Source organism: Pseudomonas sp. B1-22, assembly GCF_050474425.1.
GTDB lineage: Bacteria > Pseudomonadota > Gammaproteobacteria > Pseudomonadales > Pseudomonadaceae > Pseudomonas.
Window position 1 is genome coordinate 128,430 of sequence record NZ_JBCHVH010000006.1, and the last position, 16,278, is coordinate 144,707.

The window sequence follows — 16,278 nt, forward strand, 5'->3', positions numbered from 1 at the left end:
TCAGTCCTCAACGCAGTTTCAACGTGGCCAGGCCGATCAGCACGAGAATCACCGTGATGATCCAGAAGCGCACGATCACGCGCGGTTCAGGCCAGCCCTTGAGTTCGAAGTGGTGATGGATCGGCGCCATGCGGAACACCCGCTTGCCAGTCAACTTGAAGGAGGCGACCTGGATCACCACCGAAAGGGTTTCCATGACGAACACGCCGCCCATGATGAACAGCACGATTTCCTGGCGGACGATCACGGCGATGGTTCCCAGCGCGGCGCCGAGCGCCAGCGCGCCGACGTCACCCATGAAGACCTGCGCCGGGTAGGTGTTGAACCAGAGGAAGCCCAGGCCCGCGCCGACGATGGCGGCGCAGAAGATGATCAACTCGCCCGCCCCCGGAACGCTGGGGATCAGCAGGTATTCGGCGAATTTGATGTTGCCCGACAGGTAGCAGAAGATGCCCAGCGCGCCGCCGACCATCACGGTGGGCATGATGGCCAGGCCGTCGAGGCCGTCGGTCAGGTTCACTGCGTTGCTGGAGCCGACGATCACGAAGTAGGTCAGCACCACGAAGAAGATGCCCAGCGGGATCTCGATGTTCTTCAGCAGCGGCACGATCAGGGTGGTCTCGACCGGCGTCTCGGCCGTCATATAAAGGAAGATCGCAGCACCCAGGCCGAATACCGACTGCCAGAAATACTTCCAGCGACTCGGCAGGCCGCGGGAGTTCTTCTCGATCACCTTGCGGTAGTCATCCACCCAGCCGATGGCGCCGAACAGCAGGGTCACCGCCAGCACGACCCAGACGTAGCGGTTCGACCAGTCAGCCCACAGCAAGGTGCTGATGGCGATGGCGGTCAGGATCAGCGCACCGCCCATGGTCGGGGTGCCCTTCTTCGACAGGTGCGATTGCGGACCGTCGTTGCGCACGGCCTGGCCGATCTGGCGGATCTGCAGGGTGCGGATCATCCACGGCCCCAGCCAAAGCGACAGGACGAGCGCGGTCAGCACGCTCAGGATGCCGCGCAGGGTCAGGTACTGGAAGACGCCGAAGCCCTTGTGGAACTGTTGCAGGTACTCGGCGAGCAGCAGCAGCATTTAGTGACTCTCCTCGGAGGAACCGCACAGCGCCGCGACGACCTTGTCCATCGCCGCGCTGCGGGAACCCTTGATCAGAATGGTGGTTGTCGGGGCCTCGTCGGCCAGGGCGCTGATCAGGCTGGCCTGATCGGCGAAGTGCCGGCCCGCGGAACCGAACGCCTGCACGGCGTGGCTCATCAGCGGTCCGACGGCATAGAGCGCGGTGACTTTGCCCAGGGCATAAGCTCCCACTTCACGGTGGGAAGATTCCGCCCAAGCCCCCAGCTCGCCCATGTCCCCAAGGACCAGGACGGTCCGGCCGGAAAAGCCGGCGAGTATATCAATCGCCGCGCAGATTGAAGCCGGGTTGGCGTTGTAGCTGTCGTCGATCACACGCATGCCGTTCGTCGCCAGTTGGGCTACGGCGCGGCCTTTGACCGGCTGCAGGTTCTGCAGGCCGGAAACCATCCCGACCAGCGGCACGCCAAGGGCGTGGGCGGCAGCGATGGCGGCCAGGGCATTGGTGACATTGTGCTCACCCAACAGATTCAGCTGGATGTGCGCCTCGCCAGCCGGGCCGTGCAGGGTGAAACCCGGGCAACCACGGGCATCGCGCTTCACATCGCTGGCGCGGAAGTCGGCACGGGCGTCGTGCAGGCCGAAGCTGGTAACGCGGCGACCGGCGGCGCGGGCCTGCCAGGTGTCGAAGGCCTTGTCGTCGCGATTGAGGATGGCCACGCCGTCGGCGGCCAGCCCTTCGAGAATCTCGCCCTTGGCCAGGACGATCTTGTCCTGCCCGCCGAACTCGCCCACGTGGGCGGTGCCGGCATTGGTGATGATGGCGACCTGAGGACGGGTCAGCGCGACGGTGTAGGCGATCTCGCCGACACGATTGGCGCCCAGCTCGATCACTGCACTCCTGTGCTCGGGTGCCAGCTGCAGCAGGGTCAGCGGCGCGCCGAGGTCATTGTTCAGGTTGCCCCGGGTCGCCAGGACATCGCCCTGGGTACGCAGGATGCTGGCGAGCATTTCCTTCACGGTGGTCTTGCCGCTGGAGCCGGTGACGGCGGCGACGCGGCCGGTGAAGGCATTGCGATTCAGCGCGCCCAGTCGGCCCAGCGCGATACGGGTGTCTTTCACGACCAGCTGCGGCAACGGCGCACCGGCCACTTCACGCTCCACCAGCGCGGCGACGGCGCCCTTGGCGGCGACGTCGGCCAGGTAGTCATGGCCGTCGAATCGCGGACCGGTCAGGGCGATGAACAGTTGGCCCGGCACGATGGCCCGGCTGTCGGTGCTCACGGCGTCGAAGGCGACGTCCGCGCCAACCACACGGCCTTCGAGCGCGCCGGCGACTTCGTTGAGCGAAAGGGGCTTAAGCACGCTTCACCTCCCAGGCAGCCAGCGCCTTGGCGGCTTGGTCCAGATCGGAGAACGGATGGCGAACGCCGTCGATCTCCTGGTAATCCTCGTGTCCCTTGCCAGCCAGCAGCACGACGTCATCGACGCCGGCGGAGGCGATCAGGCGGGCGATGGCCTCACCACGACCCGGGACGAACTCGACAGACTCGGGCTTGGCGAAACCGGCGCGAATGTCGGCGATGATCGCGTCGCTCTTCTCGGTGCGCGGGTTGTCGTCGGTGACCAGCACGCGGTCGGCATGCTGCTCGGCGATCTGCGCCATGATCGGCCGCTTGCCGCTGTCACGGTCGCCGCCACAACCGAACAGGCAGAGCAGTTGGCCGTGCACGTGCGGGCGCAGGGCCAGCAGGACTTTCTCCAGGGCATCCGGGGTGTGGGCGTAATCGACCACCACCAGCGGCTTCTCGCCGCCACCCAGGCGCTGCATGCGGCCGATCGGACCTTCCAGTTGCGACAGCACCTTGAGCACTTCGCCCAGCGGGTAATCCAGGCCTAGCAGCGCGCCGACCACAGCCAGCAGGTTGCTCAGGTTGAACTTGCCCAGCAGCGAGCTGCGCAGCAGGCCCTCGCCTTGCGGAGTGACGATCTGCGCCTGTACGCCGGCGTCGCTGAACGTGGCTTCGCGGCAATAGATGTAGGCCGACGGGTCGATCAGGCTGTAACCCATCAGACGGGATTCGTGAGACTCGGCGGCCAGTTGGCGACCGAAGTCGTCGTCCAGGTTGATGACCCGGCAGCGCAGGCCCTGCCAGGCGAACAGCTTGGCCTTGGCGGCACCATAGGCTTCCATCGAGCCGTGGTAATCCAGGTGGTCGCGGGACAGATTGGTGAACACTGCTACGTCGAAGCCCAGCGCGGCGACGCGACCTTGCTCCAGGCCATGGGACGACACTTCCATCGCCACCGCCTTGGCGCCGGCCTGCTTCAGGCGCGCCAGGGTCGCCTGCACCGCAAGCGGGTCCGGAGTGGTATGACGGCCGCTTTCCAGCGCGCCGTAGAAACCGGTGCCGAGGGTGCCGACGATGCCGCAGCGCTCGCCCAGCAGGTCCAGCGCCTGGGCAACCAGCTGGCTGACGCTGGTCTTGCCGTTGGTTCCGGTCACGCCGACTAGGTCGACGCCGCGGCTCGGCTCGCCATAGAAGCGCCCGGCGATGGCGGAGAGCTGCCTGGCCAGGCCCTTGATGGCGATCATCGGCACATCGCTGGGCGGCAGATCTGCAGCGCCTTCGGCCTCGTAAGCGACGGCAGCGGCACCCTGCGTGAGCGCAGCGGCAATGTGCGCGCGGCCATCCTGGCGACCACCCGGCACGGCCAGGAACAGGTCACCCGGCTTCACGGTGCGGCTATCCAGGGTCAGCTCGCGGATCAGCTCGCCGCTTTCAGCTTGCGGCAGCAGTTGGTTCAGGCTCATCGGCATCAGCCACGCCCTCCTTTGGTAGCGGGCGCAGCATCGGCTTGCTGCTGTGGAGCCGCCGGAGGCAGATTGTCTGGCGGCACATTCATCAGGCGCAGCGTGCCGGACATCACCTTGCTGAACACCGGCGCGGACACCAGGCCACCGAAGTAGCCGGCCTTGCTGGGTTCATCGATGACCACTACGGCGACATAGCGCGGATTGCTCATCGGCGCGAAGCCGGCGAACAGGGAGCGGTAGGAGTTCTCGGCATAACCCTTGGTGCCGACCTGTGCCTTACGTGCAGTACCGGACTTGCCAGCCACGTGATAGCCCGGGACCTGGGCGCGGTACACGCCGTTGGGCGCTTCGATGACCTGCTGCAGCATGCCCTGCATGGTCTTGGCAACCGGCTCGGGAATGACCTGGGTAGCATCGGCCGGACGATCGGCACGGACCATGGTCAGCGGCACGCTGCGGCCATTGTTTGCCAGTGCCGCGTAGGCATGGGCCAGCTGGATGGCAGTGACCGACAGGCCATAGCCATAGGACAGGGTTGCCGTCTCGGCCTTGCGCCATTCACGGTAGTTCGGCAGGTTGCCGACGCGCTCGCCGGGGAAGCCCAGGCCGGTATCCTGGCCGAGGCCGACCTTCTGCATCAGGGTGTAAATGGCTTCGCCGCCGATATCGAAGGCGACCTTGCTCATGCCCACGTTACTGGAGCGGATCAGGATGCCGGTCAGGTCCAGCACCGGGCCTTCGGTACGGGATACGTCGCGAATGGTGTAGCGGCCGATCTGCAGGGTACCGGGGTAGACCTCGACCTTGTCGGTGGGCTTCCAGCGGCCGGTTTCCAGCGCCGCGCTCATGGAAAACGGCTTCATGGTCGAACCCGGCTCGAATACGTCGATCATGGCGCGGTTGCGCATCATCGCCGGCTGCAGGTTGCGACGGTTGTTCGGGTTGTAGGTCGGCTGGTTGGCCATGGCCAGCACTTCGCCGGTCTTCACGTCGAGAATCACCAGGCTGCCGGCCTTGGCGCCGTTCTCCACCAGCGCGTTGCGCAGCTCGCGGTTGGCGAGGTACTGCAGGCGCAGGTCGATGGACAGCGCGAGGGTCTTGCCGGCCTTGGCGTTACGGGTCACCTGCACGTCGCGAATCAGGTGACCGCGGCGATCCTTGAGCACCTGGCGCTTGCCCGGCACACCGGCCAGCCAGCTGTCGAAGGCCAGTTCAACGCCTTCACGGCCACGGTCATCCACGTCGGTGAAGCCCACGACCTGGGCCGCGACTTCGCCGGACGGATAGAAGCGACGGAATTCCTCGACCGAGTAGACGCCCGGGATGCGATGGGCTTTCACCTGGGCCATCACGGCTTCGCCCTGCTCGGGCGTCAGGCCACGGACCAGATAGATGAACTCCTTGTCGGCATTCTGATCCAGGCGTTCGGCCAGGGCGGCTTGCGGCTGACCCAGCGCTTCGGCCAGGAAGCCCCACTTGTCGCGTTCGAGCACCAGCTCCTTCGGGTTGGCCCAGAGCGTGGCGACCGGGGTACTGACGGCCAGCGGCTCGCCGTTGCGGTCGGTGATCAGGCCACGGTGCGCGGGAATGGAAATGTGACGCACGCTACGCGCATCGCCCTGGCCTTTCAGGAAGTCATGGTCGATGACGTGCAGGTCGACGATACGCCAGGCGATGGCCGCCACCATCGCCAGCAGCAGGCCGATGACGACGCGGAAGCGCCAGGGATAGCGGGCTCCGGGCAGATGCTTCATGGCGCCACCATGATGACTTCGGTCGGATCGGGCACGCGCATCTTCAGCTGGTCAGTCGCCAGAGCCTCGATGCGGCTGTGCGCGGTCCAGGTGCTTTGTTCGAGGATCAGCCGGCCGTACTCGGCCTGCGCCTTGTCGCGCACGTTGAGTTCGGTGTACAGCGAGTTGAGCAACTGGCGGTTCCAGTACGCGCTGTAGGACACGGAGATCGCCGACAGCAGCACGCCGATGAACAACAGCAGCATGAAGAAGCTGCCGGTCGGCAGGCGCTTGGCGAAGAGGCGGCTCATCTCAGCTTCTCCGCAATGCGCATGACCGCGCTGCGGGAGCGCGGGTTGGCCTTCAGCTCGGCCTCGGAGGCGTAGACCGGCTTGCCGATCAGTTTCAGGCGCGGCTCGAAGGGCTTGACCTGGATCGGCAGGTTGCGCGGCAGGTTGTCCGCCTCACCTTTCACCTGCTTGCGCATGAACTGCTTGACGATGCGGTCTTCCAGCGAGTGGAAGCTGATCACGACCAGGCGACCGCCCACGGCCAGGCCTTCCAGCGCGGCGTCGAGACCACGCTCCAGATCGCCCAGTTCGTTGTTGATGAAGATACGCAGCCCCTGGAAGGCGCGGGTCGCAGGGTTCTTGCCCTTCTCCCAGGCCGGATTGGCCTCGGTGATCACGGCAGCCAGATCGGCAGTGCGCTCGAACGGCTTTTCCGCACGGCGCTGCACGATGGCGCGCGCCATGCGCTTGGCGAAGCGCTCTTCGCCGTAATCCTTGAACACACGGGCGATCTCGTCCTCCGCGGCAGTGGCGATCCACTGCGCGGCGCTGACGCCCTGGTCCGGATTCATGCGCATGTCCAGCGGGCCGTCATTGAGGAAGCTGAAGCCGCGCTCCGGATCATCCAGCTGCGGCGAGGACACGCCCAGGTCCAGCAGCACGCCGTTCACGCTGCCCTGCAGGCCGCGCGCGGTGAACTCTTCGGCCATCTCGGCGAAGGACCTTTGCACAATGACGAAGCGGCCGTCTTCGGCCGCCAGTGTTTTTCCCGTCGCGATCGCTTGGGGGTCCTTGTCGAACCCGAGCAGTTGACCGCCCGGCCCGAGCTTGCCAAGCAAGGCGCGGCTGTGCCCTCCCCTTCCGAAGGTTCCATCCACATAGCGGCCGTCCGCCACGGGGGCCAGCGCTTCGACGGCCTCCTCGAGTAGAACGGTGATGTGTTGGAAGGTACTGGTCACAGGCAGGCTCACAGAATAAGGTCGCGCAATTCATCCGGCAGGCCGCCGGGCTCTTTGATGGCTGCGAGATCGGCCTCGGCAACCACATTCCACTTGTCTTCGTCCCACAGCTGGAACTTGTTCAGCTGGCCGACCAGCATCGCCCGCTTGTCCAGGCCGGCGTATTCGCGAAGCCGCGGCGGAACGAGAAAGCGCCCGGCGCTATCCAGCTCGATGTCCACGGCATTGCCAATCAGCAAACGCTGCAGGCGCCGCGTTTCTTCACGCAGCGACGGCAGTTCACGCAGCTTGGCTTCGATGAGTTCCCATTCAGGGAGGGGGTATACGGTGAGGCAGGTGTCGACGGCATCGATGGTGACGATGAGCTGGCCATTGCAACGCGAAACGAGCTCGTCACGATACCGACTCGGCATCGCGAGGCGCCCTTTGGCGTCGAGACTGATGGCGTTAGCTCCGCGAAACACGTCAGCGCTTCCCCTGTGGTTGGCTATCCATGCCTGTTGATCCCACTTTTACCCACTTCGTACCACTTCCGCACACTATAGAAATCCGCGCTCCCCACCGTCAAGGCGAGCCAGAGGGGAAAAATCCTTACAGGACCGAGATTTAGCGTGCTTTTGGAAGGTTTCGGGAGGAAATTTGACGCGCCTGGAACGAGAAAAGCCCAGTGTTTTCAAAACACTGGGCTTTCACACTTAAAGTGATTTCTTAAGTTTGTAACTTCTTCCAATCAGCGACAAATGGTCATGGTGGGAAGAAGTGGGGGAAAAGTGGTGAGAGTCGGTCTGTAAGCCGGGTTCTGTCGAGGACAGCCATTCCTCTGGGACATACATCACTGCATGCCTCAAGCGACCTACCCGAATCCAACGCGGGCCGCGCCAATGGATTCCTATTTGGTCTTGCTCCGAGTGGGGTTTACCTAGCCACGAACTGTTGCCAGCCGTGCGGTGCGCTCTTACCGCACCTTTTCACCCTTACCGGCGCTGATGCGCTTAGGCGGTTATTTTCTGTGGCACTTTCCGTAGGCTCGCGCCTCCCAGGCGTTACCTGGCACTCTGCCCTATGGAGCCCGGACTTTCCTCCACCCCGTGATGGAACACCACGAAACAGCGACTGTCCAACCAACTCTCAGTTCGTAAGGTTAGCGGTTGGCGAGGCGCAGAACAAGCTCAAGCCTTGCCCTGGCGCTCCAGCGCGATCTGGTACAGCTGGTTCTTGCGCGCTCCGGTGATCTCCGCCGCCAGCGCTGCCGCACGCTTCACCGGCAATTCGACCAGCAGCAGGTCGAGCACGCGCAATGTGTGCGCATCCACCACCTCTTCCCCCTCCGGCGCCGGTTTGCCCGCCACCAACAGCACACACTCGCCGCGCTGCTGGTTGCTGTCGGCGGCGACGAACTCGCGCAACTCGCCCAGCGGCAGCCCCTTCAGGGTCTCGAAGGTCTTGGTCAACTCACGCGCCATCACCGCCGGGCGCTCGCTGCCGAAGATCGACGCCATGTCCTCGATGCATTCCAGCAGTCGATGCGGCGCCTCATAGAAGATCAAGGTGCGCGGCTCCTCCAGCAGCCCCTCCAGGCGACCACGACGCCCAGCCGCCTTGGCTGGCAGGAAGCCCTCGAAAACGAAACGGTCCGACGGCAACCCGGCTGCGGACAACGCGGCGATCAGCGCACAGGCGCCCGGCACCGGAACCACCTGGACGCCCGCGGCGCGCGCCTGGCGCACCAGGTGATAGCCCGGATCGGAAATCAGCGGAGTGCCCGCATCGGAGATCAGCGCCACGTCATCACCCGCCTGCAGCCTGGTCAGGAAGCGGCCACCCTGCTCGCGCTCATTGTGCTCATGACAGGCAGCCAGCGGCGTTTCGATGCCGAAATGCTGCAGCAGGCGCACCGAGTGACGGGTGTCTTCGGCGGCGATCAGCGACACGTCGCGCAGCACCTTGAGCGCGCGGGCGCTGATGTCGTCCAGATTGCCGATGGGGGTAGCCACTACATAGAGAGTGCCGAAGGTCACGCGGGAGAACCTCGCCGGGAGTGTCGGAAAAGACGCATTGTATCCCGTTTCCGCCTGCCGCCATCGCGTCACCCTCGCCGCTTGGGTACAATCGCCAGTTCTTTGAATGCGTCACGAGAAGCCCGATATGATCGCTCGCCTGCGTCCGCTTTCCGCTCTGTTCCTTGCCGGTCTGCTCACCGCCTGCGCCACTTCCCCGTCGTCCAATCTCGGCGAACTGCCGCGCACCCCGGATGCCAGCATCGAACAGCTGCTACAGCAGGCCTCCACCGCCAAGCCTGACGAAGCCGCCGTGCTGCGTCTTTCCGCAGCAGACCTTGCCTATAAGCAAAAGGACTTCGGCCGCTCCACCCAGATCCTCGACCAGACGCCGATGGACAGCCTGAAGCCGGCCCAGCAGGTCTTCGCCAGCACCCTGCGCGCCCAGCTCGAACTGGCCCGCAACAAACCCAAGGCAGCGCTGAAGGCTTTCGAGAATCCCAACTTCCAGCGCCTGGGTGAAATGCCGACCGACCTGCAGGCCCGCGCCGGGATGGTCAAGGCCCTCGCACTGGCCGCCGACGGCCAGGCCCTGAGCGCTGCCCGCGAGCGCGTGTTCATCGACCCGCTGCTCAACGCCGAAGCCAGCAAGAGCAACCACGAAGCCATCTGGACCCTGGTCTCCGGCCTGCCGGTCGAGCAATTGCAGCCCACCGCCAACGAAGGCGACCTGAACGGCTGGCTGGAGCTGGCACGCATTACCAAGACCTCGTCGACGCTGCAGGAGCAGCAATCCAACATCGACAAGTGGGTCGCCCAGAACCCCGACCACCCGGCCGCCAAGCAACTGCCGGACGCCCTGACCAAGCTGAAGTCCCTGGCCGCCCAGCCGCTGAACACCATCGGCCTGCTGCTGCCGCAACAAGGCCAGCTGGCCTCCGTGGCCCGCGCCCTGCAGGACGGCTTCCTGGCCGCCCACTATCAGGCCCAGCAAGGCGGCCAAGCACAGCCGGCGATCAAGATCTACGACAGCAGCCAGGTTCGCTCGCTGGATGAGTTCTACCGCCAGGCCCAGGCCGACGGCGTACAGCTGGTCGTAGGCCCGCTGGAGAAGAACCTGGTCAAGCAATTGAACAGCCAGCAGCAACTGCCGATCACCACCCTCGCCCTGAACTACAGCGACGGCAACCAGGAAGGCCCGGCCCAACTGTTCCAGTTCGGTCTGTCCGCCGAGGACGAAGCCCGCGAAGTCGCCAATCGCGCCTGGAGCGACGGCATGCGCCGCGCCGTAGCCCTGGTGCCGCGTGGCGAATGGGGCGACCGTGTCCTGGCCTCCTTCAGCCGCAACTGGCAAGCCGCCGGCGGCACCCTGATCGCCGCCGAACACGTCGACCAGCCGGTTGAGCTGGCCCGCCAGATCGCCGACCTGCTGCAACTGCGCCAGAGCGAAGGGCGCGCCAAGCGCCTGCAGGGCGTGCTCGACAGCAGCGTCGACACCCAGCCGTCGCGCCGCCAGGACATCGACTTCATCTTCCTCGCCGCCACTCCGCAACAGGCTCGCCAGATCAAACCGACCCTGGCCTTCCAGTACGCAGGCGACCTGCCGGTCTACGCCACCTCCAACCTGTACAGCGGCGTGAACAACCCGGCGCAGGACCAGGACCTGAACGGCATCCGCTTCTGCGAAACCCCGTGGCTGCTGGAGCCGAACAACGCGCTGCGCCAACAGGTCGCGGCACAATGGCCGGCCGCCAACGGCAGCCTCGGCCGCCTCTACGCCATGGGTGCCGACGCCTACCAACTGGCCCCGCGCCTGCCGGAGCTCAAAGCCGTGCCGAGCATGCAGCTCGACGGCCTGACCGGCACCCTGAGCGTAAACGCAGGCCAGCGCGTCGAGCGTCACCTGCCCTGGGCCGAGTTCAAGAACGGCCAGGTGCAACCGCTGGAGAACAGCGGTATTTGATCGGCAACAGCCCCTCCCAGAAGGCCGGGCGCGAGGCGGAAGCCAGCGCCCGCGCCCATCTCGAACAGCATGGGCTGCGCCTGCTGGCGCAGAACTGGACGTGTCGCCGCGGCGAGCTCGATCTGGTCATGCTGGACGGCGATACAGTAGTATTCGTCGAAGTTCGCTCCCGCCGGCACGATGCCTGGGGAGGAGCGCTGGAAAGTGTGGACTCGCGCAAGCGTCAGCGCCTGACCGCCGCCGCCGAACACTTCCTGCAACAGAACGCCCGCTGGAGCAGACACCCCTGCCGGTTCGACATCGTCGCCATCGACCGTCGAACCCCAGGCTCCGCAGGGCATTTGAACTGGATCCCCAACGCCTTTGACACCTGATCAGACGCCCGACGAAAGGTCATCCCTGATGGACATGCAATCCCGTATCCGCCAGCTCTTCCATGCCAGCATCGAGACCAAGCAACAGGCCACCGAGGTGCTCATCCCGCATATCGAGCAGGCCAGCATGGTGATGGTCAACGCCCTGCTGAACGAGGGCAAGATTCTCTCCTGCGGCAACGGCGGCTCCGCCGGCGACGCCCAGCACTTCTCCTCCGAACTGCTGAACCGCTTCGAACGCGAGCGTCCGAGCCTGCCGGCGGTCGCCCTGACCACCGACAGCTCCACCATCACCTCGATTGCCAACGACTACAGCTACAACGAAGTCTTCTCCAAGCAGATCCGCGCCCTGGGCCAACCGGGTGACGTACTGCTGGCGATCTCCACCAGCGGCAACTCGGCAAACGTCATTCAGGCGATCCAGGCCGCACATGATCGCGAAATGGTTGTCGTAGCTCTGACCGGCCGCGACGGCGGCAACATGGCATCGCTGCTGCTGCCAGAAGACGTGGAAATCCGCGTCCCGGCCAAGGTCACCGCACGCATCCAGGAAGTCCACCTGCTGGTCATCCATTGCCTGTGCGACCTAATTGACCGTCAACTGTTCGGGAGTGAAGAATGACCCGCACCCCTCTGATCGCGGCCATGCTGGCCGTGACCATGGCCCTGGGTGGCTGCACCAGTTTCGTCAGCGCCACCCGCGACAAACCGATCGACGATGACAAGGGCACCCGCACCCTTGGCAGCAAGATCGACGACTCGCTGATCGAAACCAAGGTGGCGGTGAACATCGCCAAGGCGGACCCAGCCCTCGACCGCGACTCCCACATCGTCGTGATCAGCTACAACGGCGTGGTACTGCTGGCCGGCCAGACTCCGCGCGCAGACCTGAAGAACAAGGCCGAACAGGCCGCCCGGGAAACGCAGAAGGTCAAGACCGTGCACAACGAGCTGCAGATCCTGCAGCCCTCCTCCCTGGCCGCACGCAGTAACGACACCTGGCTGACCACCAAGATCAAGAGCCAGATGCTGGCGGATGCCAATGTTCCCTCCACTCGCATCAAGGTCCTGACCGAGAACGGCATCGTCTACATGCTGGGCCTGGTGACCAAGCGCGAAGGCGACCTGGCCACCCAGGTGGTACAGGGCGTGGACGGCGTGCAGAAGATCGTCCGCCTGTTCGAGTACATCGACTGAGCGAACCAATTACTGCAGGATTGCAGGCATGAAAAAGGCGACCCTCGGGTCGCCTTTTTTATTACTTCACCACCTTGAGGCTTGGCCGGCCACTGGGGCGCGGCGGCTCGTCGGACGGGCCATCGTCCGGCAGATCCTCGTCATCGGTCGGCACCGGCGGCTCCAGGTCGAAGACCATGCCCTGACCGTTCTCCCGCGCATAGATGGCCATCACGGCCTGGGACGGGATGTACAGGCTCTGGGCGACGCCGCCGAAGCGGCCTTCGAAGCTGACTGCCTCGTTGTCCATTTGCAGGTGGCGCACCGCCGTGGGCGAGACGTTGAGCACGATCTGGCCGTCGCTGGCATAGCCCGGCGGCACTCGTACGCCCGGATACTCGGAATTGACCAGGATATGCGGGGTGCAGCCGTTATCGACGATCCACTCATAGAGGGCTCGCACGAGGTAGGGACGACTGGAGTTCATCATCAGGCTCCTTAGCGCATATCACGTTCGATAGAGGACAGGCTTGCACGGAAAGTTTCCCGCGCAAACTGCCGCTCCATGTAATCCAGCAGCGGCTTGGCCGGGCGCGGCAGCTCGATGCCCAGGACCGGTAGCCGCCAGAGAATCGGCAACAGGCAGCAGTCCACCAGACTCAACTCTTCGCTGAGGAAGAACGGCTTGTCGGCGAACAGCGGCGACACACCTGTCAGGCTCTCACGCAATTCCTTTCTCGCCAAGGCACGCTCGGCGTCCTTCTGCCGCGAGTCGAGAATACGATCCACCAGGGCGCACCAATCGCGCTGGATGCGGTGAATGAGCAGCCGGCTATTGGCACGAGCCACCGGATAGACCGGTAGCAGCGGCGGGTGCGGATAACGCTCATCGAGATATTCCATGACCACCGTCGACTCGTAGAGCGCAAGATCGCGATCCACCAGGGTCGGCAGGCTGCCATACGGATTCACTTCGGCGAGCTTGGCCGGGATATTGCCGGCCGGTACGTCAATGATATCGGCGACGACGCTCTTCTCGGCCAGCACCAGGCGCACGCGATGGCTGTAATGGCAGGAAGGGTCGGAAAAACAGGTGAGCTTATTGATTGCGGCCATGCCGCGCGCCTCCTCGCGGGGGGAGGTAGAAAGACGCGCGCGCCCCGTAGGGCGCGCGCTTGTTACAGCTGGCAGTGCTTAGTGCACGTCCTTCCAGTACTCACGCTTGAGCAGGTAGGCGAACACGAAGAAGAAGGCCAGGAACAGCAGGACGTAGGTGCCGATGCGGTGGGATTCCAGCTTGTTCGGGTCAGCCGAATAAGACAGGAAGGTCACCAGGTTCTTCACCTTTTCGTCGAACTGGGCTTCGGTCAGTTGGCCGGACTTCGGCACGATGGTCAGCTGGTCGCAGGCCTCGTGGGTGATCGGAGTACCGGTCAGCGGATCGTACTGCTTCTTGCCATCCTCGACGACCTGAACCTGCTTGCAACCGATGACCTGGCGGCCCTGCAGGCTCACCAGCACGTTCGGCATGCCGACGTTCGGGAAGACCTTGTTGTTCACGCCCCACGGACGCTTGGGATCTTCGTAGAACGAACGCAGGTAGGTGTACAGCCAGTCGGCACCACGCACACGAGCTACCAGGGTCAGGTCCGGAGGCGCAGCGCCGAACCATACCTTGGCGTCGGCCGGCTTCATGCCGATGTCCATGTGGTCGCCGATCTTCGCACCGGTGAACACCAGGTGGCTCATCATCAGCTCTTCGGGGATACCCAGGTCACGGCCGACACGCTCATAACGCTGGAACTTGGCGCTGTGGCAGCCCATGCAGTAGTTGGCGAAGGTACGCGCGCCATCCTGCATGGCAGCCTTGTCGGTCAGGTCGATATCGACGCGATCCAGAGCCGGTCCATGGCCTTCGGAGGCAAAGCCGAAGACAGGCAGCAGAGCTAGAACAAATGCAGCGAATTGCTTTTTCATCAGCCAGTCACCCTTTCCGGAACCGGTTTGGTTTTCTCCATCCGGGTGTAGAACGGCATCAGGATGAAGAAGGCGAAATACAGAATGGTGCACAGGCGGGACAGCGTGGTACCCAGCGGCGACGGCGCTTGCGAGCCGTAGTAGCCGAGGATCACGAAGGACACCGCGAAGATCACCAGCCAGATCTTGCTCAGCCAGCCCTTGTAGCGGATCGAACGAACCGGGCTACGGTCCAGCCACGGCAGCACGAACAGGATGGCGATGGCTGCGCCCATGGCGATGACACCCATCAGCTTGTCCGGAACGGCACGCAGAATGGCGTAGAACGGAGTGAAGTACCACACCGGAGCGATGTGCTCGGGGGTCTTGAACTGGTTCGCCATCTCGAAGTTGGGCTTCTCGAGGAAGTAGCCGCCCATTTCCGGGAAGAAGAAGATCACGGTGCAGAAGATGAACAGGAAGACCACGACACCGACGATATCCTTGACGGTGTAGTACGGGTGGAAGGCAATGCCGTCCAGCGGTACGCCGTTCTCGTCCTTCTTCTTCTTGATGTCCACGCCGTCCGGGTTGTTCGAGCCGACTTCGTGCAGCGCCAGGATATGCAGCACGACGAGGCCGAGCAGGACGATCGGCAGGGCGATCACGTGCAGGGCGAAGAAGCGGTTCAGGGTGATGCCGGAGATCAGGAAGTCACCACGGATCCACTGGGCCAGGTCTTCACCGACGACCGGAATGGCGCCGAACAGCGAGATGATCACCTGGGCACCCCAGTAGGACATCTGGCCCCAGGGCAGCAGGTAGCCCATGAAGGCCTCGGCCATCAGGGCGAGGTAGATCAGCATGCCGAAGATCCACACCAGCTCGCGCGGCTTCTGGTAGGAGCCGTAGAGCAGGCCGCGGAACATGTGCAGGTAGACCACGATGAAGAATGCGGACGCACCGGTGGAGTGCATCAGGCGGATAATCCACCCGTAATCCACATCTCGCATGATGTACTCGACGGAGGCGAAGGCCTCTTCCGCCGACGGGGTGAAGCTCATGGTCAGCCAGATACCGGTGAGGATCTGGTTGACCAGGACCAGCAGCGCCAGCGAACCGAAGAAGTACCAGAAGTTGAAGTTCTTCGGGGCGTAGTACTTGCTCAGATGGTCTTCCCACATTTTGGTCGCGGGGAAGCGGGCATCGACCCAAGCCATGAACTTGTTCATCAGGCTTTCTCCTGGTCCACACCGATGGTCAGCTCGTCACCATCCAGCGTATAGGGCGGAATCGGCAGGTTCATCGGAGCGGGCTGCCCCTTGTAAACGCGGCCGGCGAGGTCGTAGTGAGAGCCGTGGCAAGGGCAGAAGTAGCCACCCTTCCAGTCCGGACCAAGGTCCGCGGGAGCGACTTCCGGGCGGAAGGTCGGCGAGCAGCCCAGGTGGGTGCAGATGCCGACGATCACGGCCAGTTCCGGCTTGATCGAACGCAGCTGGGGATCGACGTACGCCGGCTGATCCGAAGCCTTCGACTCGGGGTCAGCCAGTTGGCCGTTGAGGGTCGGCAGGGCGGCCAGCATTTCCTTGGTGCGATGCACCAGGAACACCGGTTTGCCGCGCCACTCAGCGATAACCTGCTGGCCCGGCTCGATCTTCCCTACGTTGACCTTCACCGGCGCGCCAGCAGCCTTCGCCTTGGCACTGGGGAACCATGACCCCACGAACGGGACCGCAGCTCCGACCGCTCCTGCCGCACCAACCACCGAGGTGGCCGCGACAAGGAAGCGACGCCGGCCTGCATTCACGCCGTCATTACTCATTCAGTCGTCTCCCATCAGCTTCAAGCCTGTTCAGTTCAGGCTTTTAAGTAAAAATTCGAGCCGCGCAAAAAATTCGCCAAATGGTAAAGAAAAGCCCTTG

At 64.0% G+C, this 16,278-nt stretch carries 17 protein-coding genes and 1 other RNA gene; 4 read left to right on the top strand and 14 right to left on the bottom strand.

The annotated features are described in order from the left end of the window. Positions 1 to 7 precede the first annotated feature (7 nt). The 9 genes from mraY to rsmI all read right to left on the bottom strand — a co-directional run bounded on the left by mraY (position 8) and on the right by rsmI (position 8,908). Complete coding sequence (gene mraY, locus ACQ5BL_RS22585; protein ID WP_207883769.1) at positions 8 to 1,090, bottom strand: phospho-N-acetylmuramoyl-pentapeptide-transferase; 1,083 nt, start codon at positions 1,088 to 1,090, stop codon at positions 8 to 10. Beyond that, positions 1,091 to 2,455, bottom strand: coding sequence for a UDP-N-acetylmuramoyl-tripeptide--D-alanyl-D-alanine ligase (locus ACQ5BL_RS22590; protein WP_243805413.1), 1,365 nt, complete (start codon positions 2,453 to 2,455; stop codon positions 1,091 to 1,093). Further along, positions 2,448 to 3,911, bottom strand: coding sequence for a UDP-N-acetylmuramoyl-L-alanyl-D-glutamate--2,6-diaminopimelate ligase (locus ACQ5BL_RS22595; RefSeq protein ID WP_430293274.1), 1,464 nt, complete (start codon positions 3,909 to 3,911; stop codon positions 2,448 to 2,450). The genes ACQ5BL_RS22590 and ACQ5BL_RS22595 overlap by 8 nt, the downstream gene beginning before the upstream one ends. Next, on the bottom strand, positions 3,911 to 5,662 hold the full coding sequence (locus ACQ5BL_RS22600) for a peptidoglycan D,D-transpeptidase FtsI family protein (RefSeq protein WP_207883763.1): 1,752 nt from the start codon (positions 5,660 to 5,662) through the stop codon (positions 3,911 to 3,913). The genes ACQ5BL_RS22595 and ACQ5BL_RS22600 overlap by 1 nt, the downstream gene beginning before the upstream one ends. Next, positions 5,659 to 5,952, bottom strand: coding sequence for a cell division protein FtsL (gene ftsL / locus ACQ5BL_RS22605; protein WP_207883761.1), 294 nt, complete (start codon positions 5,950 to 5,952; stop codon positions 5,659 to 5,661). Before ftsL ends, ACQ5BL_RS22600 begins: the two co-directional genes overlap by 4 nt. Next, complete coding sequence (rsmH, locus tag ACQ5BL_RS22610; protein ID WP_243805409.1) at positions 5,949 to 6,890, bottom strand: 16S rRNA (cytosine(1402)-N(4))-methyltransferase RsmH; 942 nt, start codon at positions 6,888 to 6,890, stop codon at positions 5,949 to 5,951. Before rsmH ends, ftsL begins: the two co-directional genes overlap by 4 nt. A gap of 8 nt (positions 6,891 to 6,898) precedes the next feature. Then, on the bottom strand, positions 6,899 to 7,354 hold the full coding sequence (gene mraZ, locus ACQ5BL_RS22615) for a division/cell wall cluster transcriptional repressor MraZ (protein ID WP_207883749.1): 456 nt from the start codon (positions 7,352 to 7,354) through the stop codon (positions 6,899 to 6,901). Positions 7,355 to 7,662: 308 nt separating this feature from the next. After that, positions 7,663 to 8,019: RNase P RNA component class A (gene rnpB, locus ACQ5BL_RS22620), an RNA gene on the bottom strand. 40 nt (positions 8,020 to 8,059) lie between these two features. Beyond that, positions 8,060 to 8,908 (bottom strand): 16S rRNA (cytidine(1402)-2'-O)-methyltransferase, encoded by an 849-nt coding sequence (rsmI, locus tag ACQ5BL_RS22625; RefSeq protein WP_243805407.1) that lies wholly within the window; start codon positions 8,906 to 8,908, stop codon positions 8,060 to 8,062. Positions 8,909 to 9,035: 127 nt separating this feature from the next. Here rsmI and ACQ5BL_RS22630 point away from each other — a divergent pair, with 127 nt between their 5' ends. Genes ACQ5BL_RS22630 through ACQ5BL_RS22645 form a run of 4 tightly spaced genes read left to right on the top strand, consistent with a single transcriptional unit; the run spans position 9,036 to position 12,421 of the window. Then, a complete protein-coding gene (locus ACQ5BL_RS22630; RefSeq protein ID WP_243805406.1) occupies positions 9,036 to 10,850 on the top strand; it encodes a penicillin-binding protein activator in 1,815 nt (604 codons plus the stop codon). Further along, entirely contained in the window at positions 10,847 to 11,224 is a 378-nt protein-coding gene (locus ACQ5BL_RS22635) for a YraN family protein (protein WP_207883743.1), read from the top strand. Before ACQ5BL_RS22630 ends, ACQ5BL_RS22635 begins: the two co-directional genes overlap by 4 nt. A gap of 28 nt (positions 11,225 to 11,252) precedes the next feature. Further along, positions 11,253 to 11,846, top strand: coding sequence for a phosphoheptose isomerase (locus ACQ5BL_RS22640; RefSeq protein ID WP_017518113.1), 594 nt, complete (start codon positions 11,253 to 11,255; stop codon positions 11,844 to 11,846). After that, on the top strand, positions 11,843 to 12,421 hold the full coding sequence (locus ACQ5BL_RS22645) for a BON domain-containing protein (RefSeq protein WP_207883740.1): 579 nt from the start codon (positions 11,843 to 11,845) through the stop codon (positions 12,419 to 12,421). Before ACQ5BL_RS22640 ends, ACQ5BL_RS22645 begins: the two co-directional genes overlap by 4 nt. A gap of 61 nt (positions 12,422 to 12,482) precedes the next feature. Here the strand turns inward: ACQ5BL_RS22645 and ACQ5BL_RS22650 are convergent, their stop codons facing one another. The 5 genes from ACQ5BL_RS22650 to petA all read right to left on the bottom strand — a co-directional run bounded on the left by ACQ5BL_RS22650 (position 12,483) and on the right by petA (position 16,178). Then, positions 12,483 to 12,887: a ClpXP protease specificity-enhancing factor gene (locus ACQ5BL_RS22650; RefSeq protein WP_207883732.1), complete on the bottom strand. Its 405-nt coding sequence runs from the start codon at positions 12,885 to 12,887 to the stop codon at positions 12,483 to 12,485. Between the two features lie 11 nt (positions 12,888 to 12,898). After that, on the bottom strand, positions 12,899 to 13,516 hold the full coding sequence (locus ACQ5BL_RS22655) for a glutathione S-transferase N-terminal domain-containing protein (RefSeq protein ID WP_207883730.1): 618 nt from the start codon (positions 13,514 to 13,516) through the stop codon (positions 12,899 to 12,901). 78 nt (positions 13,517 to 13,594) lie between these two features. Next, complete coding sequence (locus ACQ5BL_RS22660) at positions 13,595 to 14,377, bottom strand: cytochrome c1 (protein WP_207883728.1); 783 nt, start codon at positions 14,375 to 14,377, stop codon at positions 13,595 to 13,597. Further along, complete coding sequence (locus tag ACQ5BL_RS22665; protein ID WP_207883726.1) at positions 14,377 to 15,588, bottom strand: cytochrome b; 1,212 nt, start codon at positions 15,586 to 15,588, stop codon at positions 14,377 to 14,379. Before ACQ5BL_RS22665 ends, ACQ5BL_RS22660 begins: the two co-directional genes overlap by 1 nt. Further along, positions 15,588 to 16,178: a ubiquinol-cytochrome c reductase iron-sulfur subunit gene (gene petA, locus ACQ5BL_RS22670; protein WP_207883724.1), complete on the bottom strand. Its 591-nt coding sequence runs from the start codon at positions 16,176 to 16,178 to the stop codon at positions 15,588 to 15,590. Before petA ends, ACQ5BL_RS22665 begins: the two co-directional genes overlap by 1 nt. Positions 16,179 to 16,278: the final 100 nt, after the last annotated feature.

Excerpts from the sequence above, each read along its gene's own strand:
- ACQ5BL_RS22650 (WP_207883732.1), bottom strand. The coding sequence starts at position 12,887 with ATGAACTCCAGTCGTCCCTACCTCGTGCGAGCCCTCTATGAGTGGATC.
- ACQ5BL_RS22630 (WP_243805406.1), top strand. The coding sequence starts at position 9,036 with ATGATCGCTCGCCTGCGTCCGCTTTCCGCTCTGTTCCTTGCCGGTCTG.
- ACQ5BL_RS22645 (WP_207883740.1), top strand. The coding sequence starts at position 11,843 with ATGACCCGCACCCCTCTGATCGCGGCCATGCTGGCCGTGACCATGGCC.
- ACQ5BL_RS22655 (WP_207883730.1), bottom strand. The coding sequence starts at position 13,516 with ATGGCCGCAATCAATAAGCTCACCTGTTTTTCCGACCCTTCCTGCCAT.
- petA (WP_207883724.1), bottom strand. The coding sequence starts at position 16,178 with ATGAGTAATGACGGCGTGAATGCAGGCCGGCGTCGCTTCCTTGTCGCG.
- ACQ5BL_RS22595 (WP_430293274.1), bottom strand. The coding sequence starts at position 3,911 with ATGCCGATGAGCCTGAACCAACTGCTGCCGCAAGCTGAAAGCGGCGAG.
- ACQ5BL_RS22640 (WP_017518113.1), top strand. The coding sequence starts at position 11,253 with ATGGACATGCAATCCCGTATCCGCCAGCTCTTCCATGCCAGCATCGAG.
- mraY (WP_207883769.1), bottom strand. The coding sequence starts at position 1,090 with ATGCTGCTGCTGCTCGCCGAGTACCTGCAACAGTTCCACAAGGGCTTC.
- ACQ5BL_RS22665 (WP_207883726.1), bottom strand. The coding sequence starts at position 15,588 with ATGAACAAGTTCATGGCTTGGGTCGATGCCCGCTTCCCCGCGACCAAA.
- ftsL (WP_207883761.1), bottom strand. The coding sequence starts at position 5,952 with ATGAGCCGCCTCTTCGCCAAGCGCCTGCCGACCGGCAGCTTCTTCATG.
- ACQ5BL_RS22660 (WP_207883728.1), bottom strand. The coding sequence starts at position 14,377 with ATGAAAAAGCAATTCGCTGCATTTGTTCTAGCTCTGCTGCCTGTCTTC.
- ACQ5BL_RS22600 (WP_207883763.1), bottom strand. The coding sequence starts at position 5,662 with ATGAAGCATCTGCCCGGAGCCCGCTATCCCTGGCGCTTCCGCGTCGTC.